Here is a 20338-nt window from a genome sequence, read left to right as displayed (position 1 = left end):
GCCGGCGGCGATTTTGTTTATTTTGAAGGAGGCGGAGCCATGGTTTCTCAGAAAGCCGGTAATTACGTTGAGATAGAAGGCTTGCGCGTTGCCCCCGAACTGGTGGAATTTCTGGCCAAGGAGGCCGCGCCTGGCACCGGTGTGGAACCGGAAAAGTTCTGGAAGGGCTTTGCCGCCATCGTCCGCGATCTCGCACCGAAGAACCGCGCCCTCCTCGCCAGGCGCGACGACCTTCAGGCCAAAATCGACGCCTGGTACAAACAGAACCGCGACAAGGGTTACACCCAGGCCGACTACCAGCAGTTCCTGAAAGACATTGGCTACCTCCTGCCGGAAGGCGGCGAGTTCAAGGTGTCGACCGCCAATGTCGATCCGGAAATCGCCCATATCGCCGGTCCGCAGCTCGTCGTTCCTGTCATGAACGCGCGCTATGCGCTGAACGCTGCCAATGCGCGCTGGGGTTCGCTCTATGATGCGCTCTACGGCACCGATGCCATCTCCGACGCCGATGGCGCGGAAAAGGGCAAGGGCTACAATCCCAAGCGCGGTGAAAAGGTTATCGCCTGGGCGAAGAACTTCCTCGATGAAAGCGCCCCCCTCGCCTCTGGCAAATGGGCCGACGTCGCCGGTCTCTCCGTGAAAGACGGCAAGCTTGAAATCAGGCTCGCCGACGGTTCAGCAACCGCACTGAAGGATGAAAGCCAGTTCAAGGGCTATAATGGCGATGCCGCCGCCCCGACGAATGTGCTTCTCGCCAAGAACAACATGCATGTCGACATTGTCGTCAATGCGGACCATCCGATCGGAAAGACCGATCCGGCACATATTGCCGATATGGTTCTGGAATCGGCCATCAGCACGATCCAGGATTGCGAGGATTCCATCGCCGCCGTCGATGCCGAAGACAAGGTTGCCGTCTATCGCAACTGGCTCGGTCTGATGAATGGCAAGCTGGAAGATACGTTCGAAAAGAACGGCAAGCAGATGACCCGCCGCCTCAATGGCGACCGCAGCTATAAGGCGCCGGATGGTTCCACGCTGACGCTCAAGGGCCGTTCGCTCATGCTCGTGCGCAATGTCGGCCACCTGATGACCAACCCGGCCATTCTCGATGCCGAGGGCAATGAAGTGCCGGAAGGCATCATGGATGCTGCCTTCACCAGCCTGATCGCGCTGCACGATATTGGTCCGAACGGCCGTCACATGAATTCGCGGGAAGGTTCGGTCTATATCGTCAAGCCGAAGATGCATGGCCCGGAAGAAGTGGCTTTCGCCAACGAGCTTTTCACCCGCACGGAAGAAATGCTCGGCATGAAGCCCAACACCCTCAAGATGGGTGTGATGGATGAGGAACGCCGCACGACCGTCAACCTCAAGGAAGCGATCCGGGCTGCCAAGGATCGCGTCGTCTTCATCAATACCGGCTTCCTTGATCGCACCGGCGACGAGATCCACACCTCGATGGAAGCGGGCCCGATGATCCGCAAGGGCGACATGAAGCAGGCCGCATGGATCGGCGCTTACGAACAGTGGAATGTCGACATCGGACTGGAATGCGGCCTTTCCGGCCACGCGCAGATCGGAAAGGGCATGTGGGCGATGCCCGATCTGATGGCCGCGATGCTGGAGCAGAAGATCGTGCATCCGAAGGCCGGCGCGAACACTGCATGGGTGCCGTCGCCGACCGCTGCCACGCTGCATGCGACTCATTATCATCAGGTGGACGTTGCCAGCGTTCAGGAGAAACTGAAGAGCCGCCCGCGCGCCAGGCTGGACGATATCCTGTCGGTGCCCGTCGCAACCCGCCCGAACTGGACGCCGGAAGACATCCAGAAGGAAATCGACAACAATGCGCAAGGCATTCTGGGGTATGTTGTGCGCTGGGTCGATCAGGGCGTCGGCTGCTCCAAGGTGCCGGACATCAACAATGTCGGCCTGATGGAAGACCGCGCAACGCTGCGCATCTCCGCGCAGCACATCGCCAACTGGCTCTATCATGGCGTCGTGACCGAGGCGCAGGTGATGGAAACCATGAAGCGCATGGCAGCAGTCGTCGACAAGCAGAACGAAGGCGACCCGCTTTATCGCCCGATGGCTGCGGACTTCGACAAGTCCATCGCCTTCCAGGCCGCCTGCGATCTCGTCTTCAAGGGCCGCGAACAGCCGAACGGCTACACCGAGCCGGTCCTGCATCGCCGCCGCCTGGAGTTGAAACAGGCGTCCTGATATTCATCGCCTCCTCCCCCTCATCCTGAGGAGGTGTCCTGAGCGCAGCGAAGGAAACCGTCTCGAAGGGCTGAGGGGGGCGAGCAGCCCGATGGCAATCTTGCTGCCCAAACCGCTCGGACAGGATTGTCGTGCGTTTCCCTCGGCCCTTCGAGGCTTCGCGCCGCACCTCAGGATGAGGGAAGAATGCGCTTGCCAGATGGATGCAATTTGTTGACGGCGGGAGAAATCCCGCCGTTTTCTTTTACATCGTGGATCAAGAGGACTATTTCAGTAAAACCTATCGCTACCGACAAGGCCCCCGCAATGAACCTCCTCATCCGCCACGCGACGGAAGCAGACCTCCCCGCCCTGCTGGCCATCTACAATGATGCCGTCGAAAACACGCTTGCCATCTGGAACGAAACGCTTGTCGATCTGGAAAACCGCCGCGAATGGCTCAAAGCCCGCAACCGCGACGGCTTTCCGGTGCTGGTTGCCGAGCGCGACGGCGCTGTACTCGGCTATGCGAGCTATGGCCCGTTTCGCCCGTTCGAGGGCTTCCGCCATTCCTCCGAACTTTCGATCTATGTGGCGAGCAATGCCCGCGGCGGCGGCATCGGACGCGCCCTTTTGGCCGAACTTTTGGAGGAAGCGCGCGAGCGCAAGGTGCATGTGCTGATTGCCGGCATCGAGGCTGGCAATGCCGCGTCCGTCGCCTTGCACAAATCGCAGGGTTTCGAGGATCGCGGCACGCTGAGACAGGTCGGCCAGAAATTCGGGCGCTGGCTCGATCTGACCTTCATGCAGAAGATTCTCTGAATAGTAATGTTCAGGAAAGAGCGCAGCGGGTCATTGCCCTGCTGCGCTCTTTTTGTTTATACAAGCGTATTCGCAAGGACCCGGTGAAAGCCCGGGTGGCTCTTCTGGCCGCCTATCCGCCAGACAACGCAACAACATCCCCCATTTTGACAATCGGCCATGTTGATACGGGCATTCCTGTCCGTTTTCTATTTGCGGAAAATTCAATGACACGTCTTGCTGCCTACCGCCGCGAGTGGTTCTCCAATACTCGCGGCGATATTCTTTCCGGCATCGTCGTAGCACTTGCCCTCATTCCGGAAGCCATCGGCTTTTCAGTCATCGCAGGCGTCGACCCGATGGTCGGTCTTTTCGCCTCCTTCGCCATTGCCTGTGTTTCCGCCTTCACCGGCGGACGTCCCGGCATGATCTCGGCTGCGACCGCCGCAACCGCAGTTGTGATGGTTTCGCTCGTCAAGGAACACGGGCTGCAATATCTCTTTGCCGCCACCATCCTGATGGGCATTCTGCAAATTCTTGCAGGGTTTCTGAAACTGGGCCGTTTGATGCGTTTCGTTTCACGCTCGGTCATCACCGGTTTCGTCAATGCCTTGGCGATCCTCATCTTCATGGCGCAGCTGCCCGAACTCATCCATGTCCCGGTCCAGACCTACTGGATGATCGCAGGCGGTCTCGCCATCATCTATCTGTTCCCCCGCGTCACCAAGCTGATCCCCTCGCCGCTTGTCGCCATTGCCATGCTCACCACGCTTGCCTGGACGACCGGCATGGATTTGCGAACCGTCGGCGATCTCGGGGAACTGCCCTCCGCACTGCCGGTCTTCGCCCTTCCGCAGGTGCCGCTGACGCTGGAAACGCTGCAGATCATCCTGCCCTATTCGATCACGCTGGCGGCAGTCGGCCTGCTCGAATCGCTGATGACCGCCCAGATTGTCGATGACATGACGGATACGACCAGCAACAAGAGCCAGGAATGCATCGGCCAGGGCAGCAGCAACATCTCCTCCGCGCTGATCGGCGGCATGGGCGGTTGCGCCATGATCGGGCAGTCGGTCATCAATGTTTCCTCCGGCGGACGCGGGAGGCTGTCGACCTTCGTTGCCGGATCTTTCCTGCTGTTCCTGATTCTGGTTCTCGACGATCTGGTGCGTATCATTCCGATGGCCGCGCTCGTGGCAGTCATGATCATGGTCTCCATCGGCACCTTCTCGTGGCGTTCGATCCTCGACCTGCGCCGCAATCCGCCATCCTCCTCCATCGTCATGCTGGCAACCGTTGTTACAGTCGTCTCCACCCATGACCTGGCCAAGGGTGTTCTGGTGGGCGTTCTGCTTTCCGGCGTGTTCTTCGCAGGCAAGGTCGCCAGAATGTTCCGGGTAAGCGAAACCGCGAGCGCGGACGGAAGCGAACGCGTCTATACGGTGGAGGGCCAGATTTTCTTCGCCTCGGCGCAAAACTTCATCGCAGCTTTCGATTTTTCAACGCCTGCACGCAAGGTCACGATCGATGTCAGCCGCGCTCATCTGTGGGATATCACCTCGGTCGGCGCGCTCGACAAGGTGGTGCTGAAATATCGCGCCAGCGGCACGGATGTTTCGGTGATCGGCTTCAATGAAGCAAGCGCCGACATGATCGACCGGTTTGCCGTCCACGATAAGGAACCCGGTGCCGCAAAGCTCGCGGCACACTAAGCATGTCTCCCAAAAGTGAGAACCGGTTTTGGGATAAAGACATGCGCAAAAGAAAGGGCCGCTTTCGCGGCCCTTTTTCAGTTCGGCTGTGGAACGGCACTCCCGGTCGAAAGCTCCGTCAGACCGATCTCGCCTTCGACCTGATCGCTGCGGGCCATCAGGTATAGGCCAAGCCCGCAGGTCAGAACGGCGATGAACACCAGATACCAGGCGTGGGCCATCGGATTGACCGCCAGAAGCGAGGTCACGATCACCGGCGTCAGCCCGCCAAAGACCGCATAGGAAACATTGTAGGAAAACGACAGGCCCGAGAAGCGCACCGGTGCCGGGAACGCGCGCACCATCACATAGGGAACTGCGCCGACCATGCCGACCGAAAGCCCCATTACCGCATAAAGCGCGAAGAGGACGGGCAGGGAAACCCCCGCATATGTGTAGAAGACGAAGGTCGCGACACCGAAGAAAATGCCTGCAACGGCGAAGAAGCGCCCGCTGCCGATCCGGTCCACGATAGCGCCTGCGGCGACCGTGCCGAACATCAGGAAAAGCGTGCCGAAACTTGTGGCGGCAAGCGATTGCAGCGGCGTGTAACCGTAGAGCTTCTGGAGGAAGGTCGCGGTCATCAGCGTGGTGACGACGATGCCGGCCGACAATATCCATGTCAGCAGCACGGAAATGACGACACCATGCATATGGTTGCGCAGCACCGTGCCGAGCGGCAGCTTGTCCTTGAGCAGATGGCTGTTCTTCATTTCGGTGAAGATCGGCGTTTCCGCCAGCCAGCGGCGCAGGTAAACGGCAAACAGCCCGAAAATACCACCGATGAAGAACGGAATGCGCCACGCAAAGGCGGACAGTTCTTCCGGCGTGAAAATCCAGTTGATGGCAGTCGCGATCAGCGAGCCGATCATGATTCCGAGCGTCAGGCCCGAGCAAAGGAACCCGCAGGCCATGCCGACGCGATTGGCCGGAACGTGTTCGGCCACGAAGGTCCATGCACCCGGCACTTCGCCGCCAATGGCAGCGCCCTGCAACATGCGGAAGACGATCAGCAGGATCGGCGCACCGACGCCCAGCGTCGCATAGGTCGGCAGGCAGGCCATGGCCAGCGTCGAGATGGACATGAGAAAGACGGAGAAGGCGAAGACGCGCTTGCGGCCGAACTTGTCGCCGAAATGTGCCAGCACGATGCCGCCCACAGGGCGCACCAGATAGCCAGCTGCAAAAATGCCGAAGGTCTGGATCAGCACCAGCCAGTCCGGCATGTCGGGCGGAAAGAAAAGATGGCCGATGACGCTGGCAAAGAACACGAAGATGATGAAATCATAAAACTCCAGCGCGCCGCCAAGGGCCGAAAGCCCGAGCGTGCGGAAATCCTGCCGGTCAAGCGGACGCGGACTATTGCTTGTGTGGAGATTCGTCGATGCCATCGATTCGCTCTCTTCTGATCGGGTCGCTGATATGATGCCCCTCATTTCAGGGCCGGGTTTTAATGCGCCAATTGTGTCCGCACTGCAAGACTTGACTTCCGGATGCCGAGGCATATTTTAGAATCATTCTAAACTTTGGATTCCCAGGATGCTCAGCCGATTCTTCCGCAATGACCGCCGTCCCTTCGATTCGCTTTCCGAACAGGAAATTCTGGCGCTCGCCATATCCTCCGAGGAGGACGATGCCCGCATCTACCTCGCTTATGCCGACGGCCTGCGCGACGAGTTTCCGCAATCAGCCAAAATCTTCGAGCAGATGGCGGCAGAGGAACATGGCCACCGCGATGCACTGATCGAACGCCACAAGGCCCGCTTCGGCGACCGAATTCCGCTGATCCGCCGCGAGCATGTCAGCGGCTATTATGATCGCAAACCCGACTGGCTGGTGCGTCCGCTTGGCATCGACAAGGTGCGCGAAGCCGCATCGGAAATGGAAGAACAGGCCTATCGCTTCTATGTCGAGGCGGCCAGGCGCGTCAGCGACGCGGACACCCGCAAGCTGCTGGGCGACCTCGCCCAACAGGAAAAGCAACACGAAGCCAAGGCTGAATCGCTGGAAAACACCCTGACGCCGGATGACGTGCAGGACGAGGAGCGCGCTGCCGAACGCAAGCAGTTCATCCTCACTTATGTCCAGCCGGGCCTCGCGGGCCTGATGGACGGCTCCGTATCGACGCTCGCCCCGATCTTCGCCGCCGCTTTTGCAACGCAGGACACGTGGCAGACCTTTCTGGTCGGCCTGTCGGCCTCGGTCGGCGCCGGTATTTCGATGGGCTTTACCGAAGCGATCCACGACGACGGCAAGCTGTCGGGTCGCGGCTCACCGGTCAAGCGCGGCCTGTCCTGCGGCATCATGACGACGCTGGGCGGCCTCGGCCATACCCTGCCTTACTTGATCCAGGATTTCTGGACCGCCACAAGCATTGCCGCGATTCTGGTCTTCTTCGAGCTCTGGGCCATCGCCTTCATCCAGAACCGCTATATGGAAACACCATTCTTCCGCTCGGTGCTTCAGGTGGTTCTCGGCGGCGCGCTGGTGCTGGCGGCGGGCATATTGATCGGCAGCGCCTAGGCTTCGAAGCTTCCCGGTCGCCTCTCCCGTTCAGCTGAAAAACCGAAAGTGGGAACCGGTTTCAGGATAAGGCGCGGCCCGCCTGGAGCATTTCCAGCAAAAGTGTGAAACGCCTACGCGGGAAATCAGTTCACTGGACTGATTTCTTATGCCGCTTCGATGCGTTGGATAATGCGTTCAAACAAATAGTTAGAGCGGTTCCGGCGATTCTGTTAGAACAGAAACCGCTCTAAACTGTCACGGCATCCTGCGGTCGGGAAATCGGTTCCTCGAAAGCTTCGATCGCAATGCGCCCCTGCCGGGAAACAGTGACGAAACTGTTTGCCGGCACCGCCATCCAGTTGGCAGCTTCGCCATCGAGCGGCTCCGACACCACGCAAATGCCCGACGACCCGCCCAGCGTCGCCGTATAGAGCGTCGGCGCAAAGGCATCGGTCGCATAGCGGATGGCATAAAGCTGGCTTCCGTCGGAGAAGGCGGCGGTCAGCCGCAGAAATGGCGGCACGCCGCCGCGGACCGCTTCCTCGACAACCGTTGCCACCATGCGCTTCATCGCCAGAACGGGGTCATTGTCGAGGCCGAATTCCAGCATCAGTAGAAAGATCAGCTCCGAATCGGTGGCGCCGTGCTTCTGGCCGTAGATCGCATCGCTCAAATGGCTTTCCAGCCTGCGGCGCAACCGGTCGAAATGCCCGATCTGGCCGTTATGCATGAAGCTCCAGCGGCCGGAAACGAAGGGATGGCAGTTGGAACGGCTGGTAAGCCCGCCGGTCGAGGCCCGCACATGCGCAAGAAAAAGGCGCGACCGTATCTGTCGCGCCAGGCTGCGGAGATTCTGGTCGGACCATGCGGGCAGAATATCCCGGTAAAGGCCCGGCTCGTCGCGATGGCCGTACCAGGCAACGCCGAAGCCGTCGCCATTGGTCCGTGTTTTGGCTTCATGCGCATCGTGGCTTTGCGCCACGAGCGAATGGCAGGGAGACGAAATGATGTCTTCCAGATAGGTTTCAGGTCCGAGATAGGCGGCCCAACGACACATTTTTGATCCGGCGATTACCGGCCCCGGTTATGCGTCCGCTCATAAAGCTGGCGAACGATCGTGCTCGCCGTCTTCTCGAACAAAAATGGCAAAATTGCATGAATGAGTGCTGCAAACGCCGCACAAAAAAGCTTGAACGAAAAACGACCGGCAAAGGCCATATGTTCGAAATAGGTTTCGTCAACCGACTGTGGATGTTCGGTGAAGAGGCGTGTGATGCGAGTGGTCATTGGAAATACTCCCGTCAATGAGCAATTCGTTCCCTTTTGTCCGGCGCGATAAGCACCTTTCTGAAAAATCATTCTAGCAAATGCATTCGAGATGAAATCTCAAAATATCCTTGCCAAAGTGGATTTAATGGGACAATCATCCCATGATGAAGCCATTTCTTGACGAGATTGACCGTAAAATCCTGGGGGAACTGCAAATCGACGGAACCTTGTCCGTTGATTCTCTCTCAGAGCGCGTTCACCTCTCCCGCAACGCCTGCTGGCGGCGGGTAAAGCGTATGGAGGATGAAGGGATCATCAAGGCGCGTGTCGCCCTGGTCGATGCCGAAACGGTCGGCTGCGGCCTGTCGGTCTTCATTCTGGTGCGCACATCGAGCCATGATCCCGACTGGCTGACGAAATTTCGCGCCGCTATGGGCCGCTTTCCGGAAATCGTCGGCGTTTATCGCATGACAGGTGATCTGGATTATGTGCTGAAGGCCCGCGTTTCGGACGTCAAGGCCTATGACCGCCTTTACCAGCGACTGATTGCGAGCGTGCCGCTCTCGGACGTTTCGGCCTCTTTCGTGATGGAGGAGATCAAGGAAACGACCGCCGTGCCGCTGAAGGAATAGCAGATTGTGCGGGACCGCCTGACGGGGAAAACAACCCGTTCTTCGCGTCTCTCCCGGCACCTCGAGCATGATCCCTCCGGAGTGAACGAGGACGATCAGGATATGCTTCGAATGGAAGAGACGGAGTGCCGAATCTGATTCAATCGGATCGAAACACGCTCTAATGGCCAGCCATTTCGCGGCAGATGGCCGCGCACTGCTCGCACGCTTCGACGCATTTTTCCATGCCGCCGACCTCGCGGCAGGATTGAGCACAGGCTTCGCAAATCTTCGCGCAGGCTCCGCAGGTTTCACGATGAAGGGGCGTGTCGAGCAACATTATGTGCGCTGCCGTGCGGCAGCTTTCCACGCAGGCCAGCATGATGCGGTAATGTTTCGGCTCGACATGCGCCCCACCTTCTTCAAGGCAGTGGCTGGAGGCCGTGTGGAGGCAAACGCGATAGCAATCAAGGCAGGCATCGATACATCTGGTCATTTCCGGGCTCGGCATTTTCAAATCCTCTCTCCTTCGACACGAAGTCCAACAGGCCAAGGATGGATTTGTTCCATGGGCGCGGTCGGGCGTTTTTCATTCCCGGTGGACATTCCCGGTGCAAATTGCATGACCCTGTGCCGTACTATCATTGCAAAACGCCAAATAGGCGGTACACCTTTCATTGGTTTTCACGTATGAGCGTCGCCAGTTTGAGCGCATCGGGAAATGTGTGAACAATTTCCAGACAGATGCGCCATGAAACAATGTCTCTCGCAGGCCAACTGAACTCTCGCAGGAAAGGCTCCCTCATGACCGCAGCATCCTCTTCCGCGCCAACGCTCGGCATCATCCGGCTCGAACATGCGAAGGACCTTGAACTCCCGGCCTATGAGACGTCCGGCTCGGCGGGCATGGACCTGCGGGCGGCCGTTGCCGAAGATCGCCAGATCGTTCTCCTGCCGGGACGTCGCACGCTGGTGCCGACCGGCCTGATCTTCGAGATTCCGGAAGGCTTCGAGGTGCAGATACGCCCGCGTTCCGGCCTAGCCTTCAAAAACGGCATCACCTGCCTCAACACGCCCGGCACCATCGATTCCGACTATCGTGGTGAAGTGAAAGTTCTCCTGATCAATCTGGGCGATGACGATTTTCGCATCGAACGGGGCATGCGCATCGCGCAGGCTGTTTTCGCGCCGGTCGTCCAGCCGAAGATCGAAGAGCGCACCGAAGTGACCGACACGGCACGCGGCGAAGGCGGTTTCGGTTCCACCGGCACGGCTTAAACGCGCCAATCACAGACAAAAGCCCGGCTGAGCCGGGCTTTTTATTGCCATTTTCTCACTGTGTAAGAACGGCGCGTTGACAGAGAACCCCGGTCACCTGAACGTCAGCCTCGCCCAGTTTGACACCGAGCAAGTCGAGAATTCCGAAGAGCAGGCCATCCACGGCAGGTGCCAGGGGCTGGAGCAAAATGCCCAGAAGCTGGGTAAGCCCGCCCAAAGGCAACGGCAGGACTCCGCTCAGCACCACCTCCAGATCAAGGCCCGTTATCAATCTGCCAAACAGCGAACCGACGAGTTTGCTCGTACTCGCGGTCTGGACCCTTTTGGCCGCAATATCCGCAGATGTGAAAGTCTTGATCTCCTCTTTGGGGTTGCCAAGGGGAAGTTGAACACGTCCACGGAGCTCTGCGACTGTCAGAAAAACCGCCTTCACTTCAGCTATGGTAGTCGTCTTGACGACAGGCGTCTTGCTGAAATTCTTCATCAAATCGATATCGGTATCGCCGAGATATATACCCGCCACACCCGGTTTGACACCCAGCCTGACCGTGGCGCTGCCTGGTCCGTGCGGGCAGCTTATACTTTTCAGTTGCGCCTCGGCGCTGGCTACATCGATGAAAATGGGCACATGGACATTTGCCAGATAAGAAACAACGCCTTCACTGCCAACATCCAGCGTCAGAAGGAGGCGCACCTGCGCCGTGCGCACCAATGTGCCTGCCCCTCCAACAGCGAAGAAGGGGGTGTTTTGCGCAGGCTCCCCAATAGCGATGTCCAGTTTGAGTCCCAGAAGGCCGGGCAGCTTTATTCCAGGGCCAAGCTGGAGCTGATGCTCCCCCCCAAGCATGGCCGCGGCAGAAATCATCTGCAGCACGTTGGCGGTGATGTTGTAATTATTGGATGATCCGAGTGCTACATCGGCTATCGATCCAAGGCCCAGCAATTTCCCCACCGGCAGCTTGGTGTTAAGCGCGCCGGCATTTTTCCCGAGAAGGGTCAGCGCGGCGCCCGCCGCCGGATTGTTCGTTACGACCTCCGCCATGACACTTGCGAGCATGCCGACCGACACTTCAGTGTCGAGCAGTTTCTGATATGTGCCAGCCGTCAACCCCACTTTGGGAGCAAGCTTGTCCAGAAAGCCGAGGAGATTGATATCGGTCGCCGCGAGAGCCTTATAGTCGGCGAGTTTCAGATCAAGGGAGGTTCCCAGAAGCCCGCCCAGAAGGCTGTTCAACGCGCTGTCCGTCGTATTCAGGCTCAACAATCGCGAACCGACCGAAAATGCCGCTTCCGCCTTGGTTGCCGCCGTGCCGGTCGCTCCAAGCGCGGGCCGGCTGATGAACGATTGGCCGAAATAGAGATTGCCCGGACGCGCCAGCCGGACGCGAACCGCATCCGGGTTTGCACCGCCCGCCACGAAACGGTCTTCGACCGCACGGTCCTTGTCGGGGAAATAGTTGCCCTTCTCCACCCAGACCCACGTCTTGTTGTCGGCTTTCCCGTTGACGATGGAGGGGTCGTAGCCGTCTGTCATCAGCACCGGATCTAGGCCGTTCGCCTGCAATTGCCGCAGCACCGCTTCATTGGCCTGCGAAAGGGAAGCCGCTCCGGCGACGGCTGCAAGGTCGGCCATGTTCTGCAACTGCCGCCGTTCCAGAAACAGCGAACTCGTGTCCACGCAGAATGCCGCCACCGCCAGGAACAGCGGCGAGACCAGCGCGGCCATCGTCGCCAGATTGCCGCCCCGCGCACCCAGGAAACGCGATACAAAACCCCGCATGACTTTTGCCCCCCAGCCCGTTTCAGATTCCGCCGAGCCTTATTGTCGATGCCCGCGTGATGATCGTGTCCGGAAGCGGCAGGCCCGTCATCAGGTTCCAGATCGGCAGGTTTTCCGCATCATATTGGATCGTCACGGTGAACTGGTTCGGGTCGGACTGGGCATTGTCCACGTTCACCTGCATCTTTTCCGGATCGATCAGCGAATATTTCGCCGCGTTCTTCCGGATATAGCTGGTCGCCAGCGCGAGCCGCTCCGGCGGATCGATGCCAGCCAATGCCGTCCGCGTCGCATCAGCGGCAAGCTGCTGCACGGCGTTCGCCACGCCCAGATAGAGGCCGAACGCAATCATGCCCATCAATATCAGAAGAAAAACCGGCGCCAATATTGCGAATTCGACCGCCGCCGTGCCGCTTTTATTACGATTGAAAAACAACAGTAACGGTATTCTTCGAAACCTGTTCGTTACGAATGAAAACCTTTTCCGCCCCATAATAAGGTAAGCCATTTGCCCTCCCGTCCAAGAGCATCGAAACCTTATTCTCATGCCATTCCCAAGCAACATGCATCATGCATGCGCCGACCATCCGCCTTCGCGGACAGGTCACGTTCTGAATTATTCTTTCTACTTTCAGATTATGCTTTCCCAGCCTTATTTAACCGGGAGATAATTTAAGAACACTTAATCTGACTGATAATTTGGCTTAAGCCATTCTTTTTGAAAAGAATAACCTGAAGTTGTATATTGGCGCCAACTTTTCAGCATTTCACCGCTTGCTGTGGAAACAATTGACAAGGCACGGACAAGCCTCCGGCCATTGTGCCAAAGGCAATTATTGCATGACAAATAATTAAGATGAAATCCTGAGCGGGGAAGCATAGATATCCGGGAGGCAATGTGCCATCGAAGCGCGCCCGGTCCCGCTTTGGTTGCATGGTGCAAAAAATTATGCGGGACATGGTGATGAACCTCCGATGAGCGGCGGTTCAGAAAGTTTTGAGGTTTGACGGTGCTTACAACTTCCGATTCGTCCAAGACCGGGCAGCACAAGGCACCGTCGCCGAAGCGCGCGCCGCGCAAGGCGCGCCGCTGGTGGCTCTGGCTGCCGGTTGCGGCAATCGCGGTGGGCGCGGGCTGGTATTTCTACGGCTCGGGGGAAGCTGGCGGCCAGAAGACGAACTATCTTGCCGAAACGGTCACGCGCGGCGACATCGAAAACGCCATTACCGCCGTCGGCACGCTCAGCGCACTGCGCAGCATCAATGTCGGCGCGCAGGTTTCCGGCCAGCTTAAAAGCGTGAAGGTAGAAGTGGGCGATCAGGTCAAGCAGGGCCAGCTCATCGCTGAAATCGACCCCTCGCCCTTCGAGAAGAAGGTGGAAATCGCCAGCGCCCAGCTCGATAATCTCAAGGCGCAACTTCTGAGCAAACAGGCGCAGCTCACGCTGAAAAAGGCCAATGCGGCGCGCCAGCGCTCGCTTTTGGCCACGCGCGGCGTGTCGCAGTCCACCGTCGATCAGGCCGATGCCGACCTCGCCATGGCCGATGCTGACGTGAAGGCGCTCGGCGCGCAGATCCGCCAGCAGGAAGCCCAGCTTGCCAGCGACAAGGTCGATCTCGGCTACACCAAGATTTACAGCCCCATGGAAGGCACGGTCGTCGATCAGTCCGCCAAGGAAGGCGAAACGCTCAATGCCGTGCAGAGCGCGCCGACCATCGTCACCGTGGCCGACCTCAAGGTGATGACCGTGGAAGCGCAGGTGTCCGAAGCCGACATCGGCAGGCTGAAGCCCGGAATGCCGGTCTATTTCACCCTGCTCGGCCAGCCGGAAAAGCGCTTTACCGGCACGCTGCGCCAGATAAAGCCGACGCCCGCGACCGAGAACAATGTGGTTCTCTATTATGCGCTGTTCGACGTGCCGAACCCGACCGGCGAGCTGATGATCAATATGAGCACGCAGGTCTATTTCATTCTCGACGAGGCAAAGGACGTGTTGATCGTCCCCTCCTCGGCGCTGAACTACAAGCGTGCCGATCAGAACCAGAAAGAACGGAACCAGAAAGGCAAACCGCAGATTTCGGTGAAGGTTGTAAGCAGCAACGGCGCGGTGACGGAACGCGAGGTTCAGATCGGCGTGCGCAATCGCGTACAGACCGAGATCATTAGCGGGCTGGAAGAAGGCGACAAGGTTATCGTCACCAGCGCTTCCAGCGGGGCCGAAGCCGCCGCCGGGCAGCGTGGCCGCAGGCCCGGCATGCGCCTGTTCTGATGAGCCGCCTCATGCCCGATAATCCCATGACCGACACGCCGCTCATCAGGCTCACCGATATCCGCAAGACCTATCACAACGGCGATCTTGCCGTTGAGGTGTTGCACGGCATTACGCTCGATATTCAGGCTGGCGAATTCGTTGCGATCATGGGCGCATCCGGCTCCGGCAAGTCGACGCTGATGAACATTCTGGGCTGTCTCGACAGCCCGAGCGGCGGACAATATCTGCTCGACGGCGAGGATGTATCGACACTCGATGCCGACGCGCTGGCAGCATTGCGGCGCAGAACCTTCGGCTTCGTCTTCCAGAGCTATAACCTGATCTCGACATCGACCGCGCAGGAAAACGTCGAAGTTCCGGCGATCTATGCGGGCCTGCCTGCCTCCGAACGCCATGCCCGCGCCGCCGAACTGCTCAACCAGCTGAAGCTCGGTGACCGTCTCGACCATCGCCCCAACCAGCTTTCAGGCGGCCAGCAGCAGCGCGTTTCCATCGCGCGGGCGCTCATGAATGGCGGGCGCATCATCCTTGCCGACGAGCCGACCGGCGCGCTCGACAGCCAGAGCGGCGAAGACGTGATGGAACTGCTGCGCTCCATGCACCAGCAGGGCCACACGGTCATCGTCATCACGCATGCGCGTGAAGTCGCCGAACGCGCCGACCGGCTGATCGAAATCCGCGATGGGCAGATTCTTTCCGACACGGTCAAGCGCGCAATTCCCGATACGCAGGCCCCCTTCCGGCTGCAGGAAAGCCTTGAAGGCAGTTCAGCCCGCATTGCCGATGTTTCGGAAGCGGTGAAGATGGCGATGCGCGCCTTGCGGGCCAATATTTTCCGCACGGTCCTCACCCTGCTTGGCATCATCATCGGCGTCAGTTCCGTGGTGACGATGCTTGCCATCGGCACCGGCGCGCAGAATTCCATTCTCGACCGCATCAATGCCATGGGCACCGATCTCATTCTGGTTCGCCCCTCCATGGCCGGTTTCCGGGGAACAGGCTCGATAGCGACACTGGTTCCCGAAGACGCCACCGCCATTCTGGAACTGCCGAACATCAAGACCGCCGTGCCGGAAGTGACCGGAACGGTGACGCTGCGGCGCGGCAATGTCGATTACCAGTCGCAGGCAAACGGCACTGTTTCCGCCTTTTCCGAAGCCAAATCGTGGAAGGTGGCGACCGGCGATTTCATCAGCCAGAGCGATATGGACAACTATGCGCCCGTCGCGGTGCTGGGCAAGACGGTCGTCAACACCCTCTTCCCGGATGGCAGCAATCCCATCGGCCAGTATATCCTCATCCAGAAGATACCGTTTCAGGTGATCGGCACCCTGGAACCAAAGGGCGCGGGCTTTGGCGGTGCGGATCAGGACGATGTGGTGATCGTGCCGCTTTCGACCGGCAATCTGCGGCTGTTCGGCCAGAAATATGTGCGCACCATCACCGTGCAGGTGAAGGATTCTGACCTCATCAACACCACGCAGGAACAGATCCAGGACCTGCTCGACCAGCGCCACAAGAAACAGGATACGATGATAACCAACATGTCGTCCATCCGCGAGGACGCGACGGCAATGGGCAACACGATGACCCTGTTTCTGGGGTCGGTCGCGGCAATCTCGCTTCTGGTTGGCGGCATCGGCGTGATGAACATCATGCTGGTGAGCGTGACCGAACGAACCCGCGAAATCGGCGTGCGGATGGCAACGGGTGCGAGAAGGCGCGATATCCTGCTGCAATTCATCACCGAGGCGCTGACCGTCTCGGCCATTGGCGGTGCCTTCGGCGTCGTGGTCGGGCTGGGCGCGGCAGCCGTCGCGGGCTGGGCCGGGCTTTCTGTCGGCTACAGCGTGGGGCCTGTCCTGCTGGCCTTCGCCTGCGCTTTCGCGACCGGCCTCATCTTCGGCTTCCTGCCCGCGCGCAAGGCTTCCCGCCTGCTCCCGGCTGTGGCACTGTCGTCCGAATAACCAATATCGGAAGGCAGCACAGCGATGATTCCCGTCAAGCGAACCCTGTTCGCTGCCGCAACAATGGCGGCTGCGATTGCTGTACTGACGCAGCCGGGCCATGCCGAAAGCTGCAACCGCGAGACTTTCGAGAACACGGATTATATCGTCTGCGACGCCGGAGCCGAAGGCACCGGCCTGCACCTGTTCTGGAAAGATGCGGATGGCGAGCCTTACCGCAATTTTTCAAATCTGGCTGGCACTGCCGCAAGCCAGGGCAAGACATTGGTTTTCGCGCTCAACGCCGGAATGTACCAGCCGGACTTTTCGCCAATGGGCCTCTATATCGAGGATGGCCGCGAACTTCGCCCGGCGAGCAAGGCCGCACCTGCCCGCGGTTCCGGCCCCGTGCCAAACTTCTACAAGAAGCCGAACGGCATCTTCTATCTGGGTGACAAGGGCGCTGGAATATTGCCGACAGACCGTTTCATGAAACAGGGGATGAAGCCGCGTCTGGCAACCCAGTCCGGGCCGATGCTCGTTATCGGCAACAAGGTCAATCCGATTTTCATCGTCGGCTCCACCGACAGGACGCGGCGCAGCGGCGTCGGCATTTGCAAGGGCGGCGTGATCCGCTTCACGGTCAGCGAGGATGCGGTCAATTTCCACGACTTTGCACGATTGTTTCGCGACCATCTTCAATGCCCGAACGCCCTGTTTCTGGATGGTGGCGGTGGCGCAGGCATCTACGTCCCGGCGCTGCAGCGCAACGACATATCCTGGCACGGCGGCTATGGCCCGATGTTCGGGTTTGTGGAGTGATTGCGGGCAATGGAAAAGCCGGTTCTGATTAGGCAGGCAGGCCTTTAAAATCGCGCTTGCTTCATGGCCTACTTGAACAGCAACGGCAAGGTGATCGGCATACGCGCCTTGGCAACAGCGGCTGGCGGTGCAGGCACCGGCGAGGCTCGGCGCGCCGCTTCCAGTGCCAGTTGATCCACGTCTGGATTACCTGACGAACCGGCCAGACGGGCGGAAAGCACATTGCCCGATGGGTCAATCACGAAGGTAACCTGAACAAGCCCCTTGGCATTGCGTGATTTCCGCTGCAGGAAACGCACATTGCGCGCCATATGCGACTGCAGCTTCGAGGTCCACTTGGCGGAACTGACACCCGCGGATGCAGAGTTTTCACCTCTACGATTTGCGGCAGCACGAGCGCCATTGTCAGCATCCATCTGCGGCGCAGCGGCCTGACGGGTCTCCGGTGCTTTCTCAGCCTTCTTGGGCTTGGGCTTTTCAGCCTTGGGCGGCTTTGGCTTCTCCGGCTTTGGCTTCTCGACCTTTTTCGGTTCCGGCTTCGGCTCTGGCTTGGGCTCCGGCTTCACTTCCGGCTTTTCAACGGGCATGGGCACCGCGACTTCCGGCTTTTCCGCCTGGACCACATCCGGAACGACTTCTTCCGGTTCCTGAACGGCCTGCGGTTCCGGCGCGGGTTCGGGCGGGGTCGCCTCTTCCGGCTCGGGCGGCGTTGGTTCTTCCTGCACGGGTTCCGGCTGCTGGGCCGGTTCCGCCAGTTCCTGCGGCGCTTCAGCCGTTTCCGGCTGGGCTTCCTCCGCCACCTGTTCTTCCATCGGCGCTTCCGGTTCAGGTGCCAGTTCCACCACCATGGCGGCAACCTGCGTCCCGTCGGGCTGGTCTTCTTCCTGCGCCATGTGGATGGCATAGGCCCCGGCGGCGTGAACGGTCAGAACAAGAATGCCCGCGCCGAGCCAGCGCCCCGCATCATGCCAGAAGGAATGATGGTGAACGTCGGCCGAAGCCACCTTTATCGGGGGATGCACGGGCGGGAGTGCATTCATTGCGCAGCTCCCTGCGGTGCCTGCGTGGAAGGTGCCGTTCCAGGAGTTGCAGCCGCCGGAGCGGTCCCGGCGTTCGCACCAACGGTTTCAAGCCCCACCAGCGCGATCTTCAGGTAACCCGCCTCACGCAGAAGGTTCATCACCCGCATCAATTCGCCATAGCCGACATTCTTGTCGGCGCGCAGGAAGATGCGCGCTTCCTTGTTCTTCTCCGACAGCACGTCCAGCGCACCGCCGAGGCGCTCGCGGTGCACGACATCGTTGCCGACGCTGACACTGAGGTCTTCCTTCAGCGTCACGTAAAGCGGCTTGTCGGGGCGCGGTGCGGGCGCTGCCGTCGAGGCAGGCAGGTCCACTTTCACGTCAACCGTGGCCAGCGGTGCCGCCACCATGAAAATGATGAGCAGAACCAGCATGACGTCGATGAAGGGCGTCACATTGATCTCGTGGTTCAGCTCGAGATCGTCACCGCCGCCTTGGCGAACTTTACCAGCCATGGCGCCTACTCCGCTGCGTGCAGCGTGCCTTCACGCACACCGGCCGTCCTGAAATCGAGGTCGCGGCTGACAAGGCGCTCCACGCCCGCCGAAGCATCGGCGAGCAGCGACCTGTAGCCGGTGATCGAACGGGCGAAAACGTTATAGATGACCACGGCAGGAATAGCCGCGACGAGGCCGATGGCTGTTGCAAGCAGGGCCTCCGCGATACCCGGCGCCACGACCGCGAGGTTCGTGGTCTGCGCCTGGCTGATATTGATGAATGAATTCATGATGCCCCAGACCGTGCCGAACAGACCGACAAACGGCGCGACCGATCCGATGGTCGCAAGAATGCCGGTGCCTTTGGAGAGGCGGCGTCCGGCCTTGGCTTCGATGCGCGACAGGCGCGAGGATACGCGTTCCTTGAGGCCTTCGCCGCCAGCGCGGGCAAGCGCCGGACCGGAAAGGCGAACTTCGTCTTCCGCAGCACGGACCAGAACCGCACCGGGCCCCTTTGCTCCGTCGAGCGCACGTACCGCTTCGGCAAGCGTGGCCGAATGCCCGATAACCTTCAATGCCTTATAAGCGCGGCGACGTGCACCGGCCAGTTCAAGCGATTTGGCGACCCAGACCGTCCATGTGGCAAGCGAAGCCAGCGCCAGACCGATCATCACCGCTTTCACGACCCAGTCGGCAGCCATGAACATGCCCCATGGCGACAGGTCGTGCGGAAGGATCAGGCCACTTTCGCTTTCGACCGGCGCGGCTGCAGGAGCAGCCGTCTGCGACTGGATCAGTTCAGGCGATGGCGCAGCAGCGGGAGCAGCAGCAGGCGCCGTATTGGCCGGTGCGGGACTGGAAGGCGCTTCGACGGCAGGGGTCGCCGGTGCATTCGTCGGGGAGGATGCATCCTGTGGCGCGTTTTGGGCCAATGCAGAAGCCGCGCCCAGCAAGCCGATGCCCATCGCCGCAGCCATGAAGCCTTTTCGCCAGAAACCAGTCATTTTGTTCGCCTTTTGATTGTTCAAATCCGCGCGCACATGACCAAACCCTCATGCAGGCCGTCGCGCCGCCTGTTGGGCCTCTTCTTAACTCCCAATAATATGATGACGCAAGTCATGTTTTCATTTGAAGGGCATTTTCATCATGCAAAATTGGGGTCGGGGAAGATTTTTCGGCTCGCGCCTTTTTGCCAGTTGCACATTGGCGTCAAATCAGACCTGATAGGATGACCGAAGCGCTTCGGGATTGGTTTTAAAAACAGATTCCGGCGCACGGGGAGGAAATGCAATTCCGCTTTGACCGGAATTTCGGAGGACATGCCAATGATGCTCAAGGATATCCAGACGCTTGAACATGCGGCACGCACTGCCATGGCTGGAAATGACGATCCCTTGCCGGTGCAGCAACGTTCGCTGAAGCCTGCCCATGTCGGACTGGCCGTTATCATGCTGGCAGGGGCGGCTTATCTGCTGCTGGCGTAGGTAGCAATTACAACCTGAAAGGGCCATGGCCTCATTTTCGCCATTAAAAAGCCGTGCCCTTCACAATTTTGACGCTTCAATAACACGGAATTTG

At 59.4% G+C, this 20338-nt stretch carries 19 protein-coding genes and 1 other annotated feature; of the genes, 11 read left to right on the top strand and 8 right to left on the bottom strand.

Features of this window, described 5'->3' with window-relative positions:
- The first annotated feature begins 39 nt into the window (after positions 1 to 39).
- The 3 genes from ACS5UA_RS16070 (at position 40) to ACS5UA_RS16060 (ending at position 4718) form a co-directional block, all read left to right on the top strand.
- Positions 40 to 2226 (top strand): malate synthase G, encoded by a 2187-nt coding sequence (locus ACS5UA_RS16070; RefSeq protein ID WP_443101512.1) that lies wholly within the window; start codon positions 40 to 42, stop codon positions 2224 to 2226.
- Between the two features lie 306 nt (positions 2227 to 2532).
- The gene (locus tag ACS5UA_RS16065) at positions 2533 to 3027 is read left to right on the top strand and encodes a GNAT family N-acetyltransferase (RefSeq protein ID WP_443101511.1); all 495 of its coding nucleotides are present in this window, start codon (positions 2533 to 2535) and stop codon (positions 3025 to 3027) included.
- 73 nt (positions 3028 to 3100) lie between these two features.
- Positions 3101 to 3156 (top strand) — a sequence feature (sul1 is cis-regulatory element that is thought to sense ions involved in sulfur or methionine metabolism; They are found in Alphaproteobacteria).
- A 77-nt stretch (positions 3157 to 3233) separates the two neighbouring features.
- Positions 3234 to 4718 carry a SulP family inorganic anion transporter gene (locus ACS5UA_RS16060; protein ID WP_443101510.1) on the top strand — a complete coding sequence of 495 codons (1485 nt, stop codon included), beginning with the start codon at positions 3234 to 3236 and terminating at the stop codon, positions 4716 to 4718.
- 77 nt (positions 4719 to 4795) lie between these two features.
- Here the strand turns inward: ACS5UA_RS16060 and ACS5UA_RS16055 are convergent, their stop codons facing one another.
- Positions 4796 to 6148: an MFS transporter gene (locus ACS5UA_RS16055; RefSeq protein WP_113477246.1), complete on the bottom strand. Its 1353-nt coding sequence runs from the start codon at positions 6146 to 6148 to the stop codon at positions 4796 to 4798.
- Positions 6149 to 6296: 148 nt separating this feature from the next.
- Here ACS5UA_RS16055 and mbfA point away from each other — a divergent pair, with 148 nt between their 5' ends.
- Positions 6297 to 7280: an iron exporter MbfA gene (gene mbfA, locus ACS5UA_RS16050; RefSeq protein ID WP_025090940.1), complete on the top strand. Its 984-nt coding sequence runs from the start codon at positions 6297 to 6299 to the stop codon at positions 7278 to 7280.
- A 229-nt stretch (positions 7281 to 7509) separates the two neighbouring features.
- Here the strand turns inward: mbfA and ACS5UA_RS16045 are convergent, their stop codons facing one another.
- Together ACS5UA_RS16045 and ACS5UA_RS16040 are read right to left on the bottom strand one after the other, a co-directional pair.
- Positions 7510 to 8319, bottom strand: a complete 810-nt coding sequence (locus ACS5UA_RS16045; protein WP_006467656.1) for a class II glutamine amidotransferase — start codon at positions 8317 to 8319, stop codon at positions 7510 to 7512.
- Between the two features lie 14 nt (positions 8320 to 8333).
- A complete protein-coding gene (locus ACS5UA_RS16040) occupies positions 8334 to 8549 on the bottom strand; it encodes a DUF6356 family protein (RefSeq protein WP_006473246.1) in 216 nt (71 codons plus the stop codon).
- Between the two features lie 146 nt (positions 8550 to 8695).
- On the opposite strand from ACS5UA_RS16040, the gene ACS5UA_RS16035 reads away from it, so the two are divergent.
- The 3 genes from ACS5UA_RS16035 to dut all read left to right on the top strand — a co-directional run bounded on the left by ACS5UA_RS16035 (position 8696) and on the right by dut (position 10420).
- Positions 8696 to 9163 (top strand): Lrp/AsnC family transcriptional regulator, encoded by a 468-nt coding sequence (locus ACS5UA_RS16035; RefSeq protein WP_006473245.1) that lies wholly within the window; start codon positions 8696 to 8698, stop codon positions 9161 to 9163.
- A 163-nt stretch (positions 9164 to 9326) separates the two neighbouring features.
- Positions 9327 to 9836 (top strand): hypothetical protein, encoded by a 510-nt coding sequence (locus tag ACS5UA_RS16030; RefSeq protein ID WP_021587961.1) that lies wholly within the window; start codon positions 9327 to 9329, stop codon positions 9834 to 9836.
- Positions 9837 to 9946: 110 nt separating this feature from the next.
- A complete protein-coding gene (gene dut, locus ACS5UA_RS16025) occupies positions 9947 to 10420 on the top strand; it encodes a dUTP diphosphatase (protein WP_021587962.1) in 474 nt (157 codons plus the stop codon).
- Positions 10421 to 10475: 55 nt separating this feature from the next.
- Here dut and ACS5UA_RS16020 read toward each other — a convergent pair whose 3' ends face one another.
- Together ACS5UA_RS16020 and ACS5UA_RS16015 are read right to left on the bottom strand one after the other, a co-directional pair.
- Positions 10476 to 12200 (bottom strand): pilus assembly protein TadG-related protein, encoded by a 1725-nt coding sequence (locus tag ACS5UA_RS16020; protein WP_443101509.1) that lies wholly within the window; start codon positions 12198 to 12200, stop codon positions 10476 to 10478.
- A 22-nt stretch (positions 12201 to 12222) separates the two neighbouring features.
- Complete coding sequence (locus tag ACS5UA_RS16015; protein ID WP_021587964.1) at positions 12223 to 12636, bottom strand: TadE/TadG family type IV pilus assembly protein; 414 nt, start codon at positions 12634 to 12636, stop codon at positions 12223 to 12225.
- A 574-nt stretch (positions 12637 to 13210) separates the two neighbouring features.
- On the opposite strand from ACS5UA_RS16015, the gene ACS5UA_RS16010 reads away from it, so the two are divergent.
- The 3 genes from ACS5UA_RS16010 to ACS5UA_RS16000 are packed head-to-tail and all read left to right on the top strand — an operon-like array spanning position 13211 to position 17241.
- Positions 13211 to 14470: an efflux RND transporter periplasmic adaptor subunit gene (locus ACS5UA_RS16010; protein WP_021587965.1), complete on the top strand. Its 1260-nt coding sequence runs from the start codon at positions 13211 to 13213 to the stop codon at positions 14468 to 14470.
- Between the two features lie 26 nt (positions 14471 to 14496).
- Positions 14497 to 16440 carry a MacB family efflux pump subunit gene (locus ACS5UA_RS16005; protein ID WP_031347270.1) on the top strand — a complete coding sequence of 648 codons (1944 nt, stop codon included), beginning with the start codon at positions 14497 to 14499 and terminating at the stop codon, positions 16438 to 16440.
- 24 nt (positions 16441 to 16464) lie between these two features.
- Positions 16465 to 17241 carry a phosphodiester glycosidase family protein gene (locus tag ACS5UA_RS16000; protein ID WP_021587967.1) on the top strand — a complete coding sequence of 259 codons (777 nt, stop codon included), beginning with the start codon at positions 16465 to 16467 and terminating at the stop codon, positions 17239 to 17241.
- Positions 17242 to 17309: 68 nt separating this feature from the next.
- Here the strand turns inward: ACS5UA_RS16000 and ACS5UA_RS15995 are convergent, their stop codons facing one another.
- From ACS5UA_RS15995 to exbB, 3 genes are read right to left on the bottom strand one after another with little or no spacing between them, the layout of a single operon-like run.
- Complete coding sequence (locus ACS5UA_RS15995) at positions 17310 to 18281, bottom strand: energy transducer TonB family protein (protein WP_021587968.1); 972 nt, start codon at positions 18279 to 18281, stop codon at positions 17310 to 17312.
- Positions 18278 to 18778 (bottom strand): TonB system transport protein ExbD, encoded by a 501-nt coding sequence (gene exbD / locus ACS5UA_RS15990; protein ID WP_021587969.1) that lies wholly within the window; start codon positions 18776 to 18778, stop codon positions 18278 to 18280. Before exbD ends, ACS5UA_RS15995 begins: the two co-directional genes overlap by 4 nt.
- A 5-nt stretch (positions 18779 to 18783) precedes the next feature.
- The gene (gene exbB / locus ACS5UA_RS15985; RefSeq protein ID WP_021587970.1) at positions 18784 to 19800 is read right to left on the bottom strand and encodes a tonB-system energizer ExbB; all 1017 of its coding nucleotides are present in this window, start codon (positions 19798 to 19800) and stop codon (positions 18784 to 18786) included.
- 285 nt (positions 19801 to 20085) lie between these two features.
- Between exbB and ACS5UA_RS15980 the strand changes: the two genes are divergently transcribed.
- A complete protein-coding gene (locus tag ACS5UA_RS15980) occupies positions 20086 to 20244 on the top strand; it encodes a hypothetical protein (RefSeq protein WP_021587971.1) in 159 nt (52 codons plus the stop codon).
- Positions 20245 to 20338: the final 94 nt, after the last annotated feature.

It is taken from the genome of Brucella sp. RRSP16, assembly GCF_052246815.1.
Lineage (GTDB): Bacteria > Pseudomonadota > Alphaproteobacteria > Rhizobiales > Rhizobiaceae > Brucella > Brucella intermedia.
The sequence above is the reverse complement of the archived record's forward strand: the minus strand, read 5'-3'. Positions and strand labels throughout refer to the sequence as shown.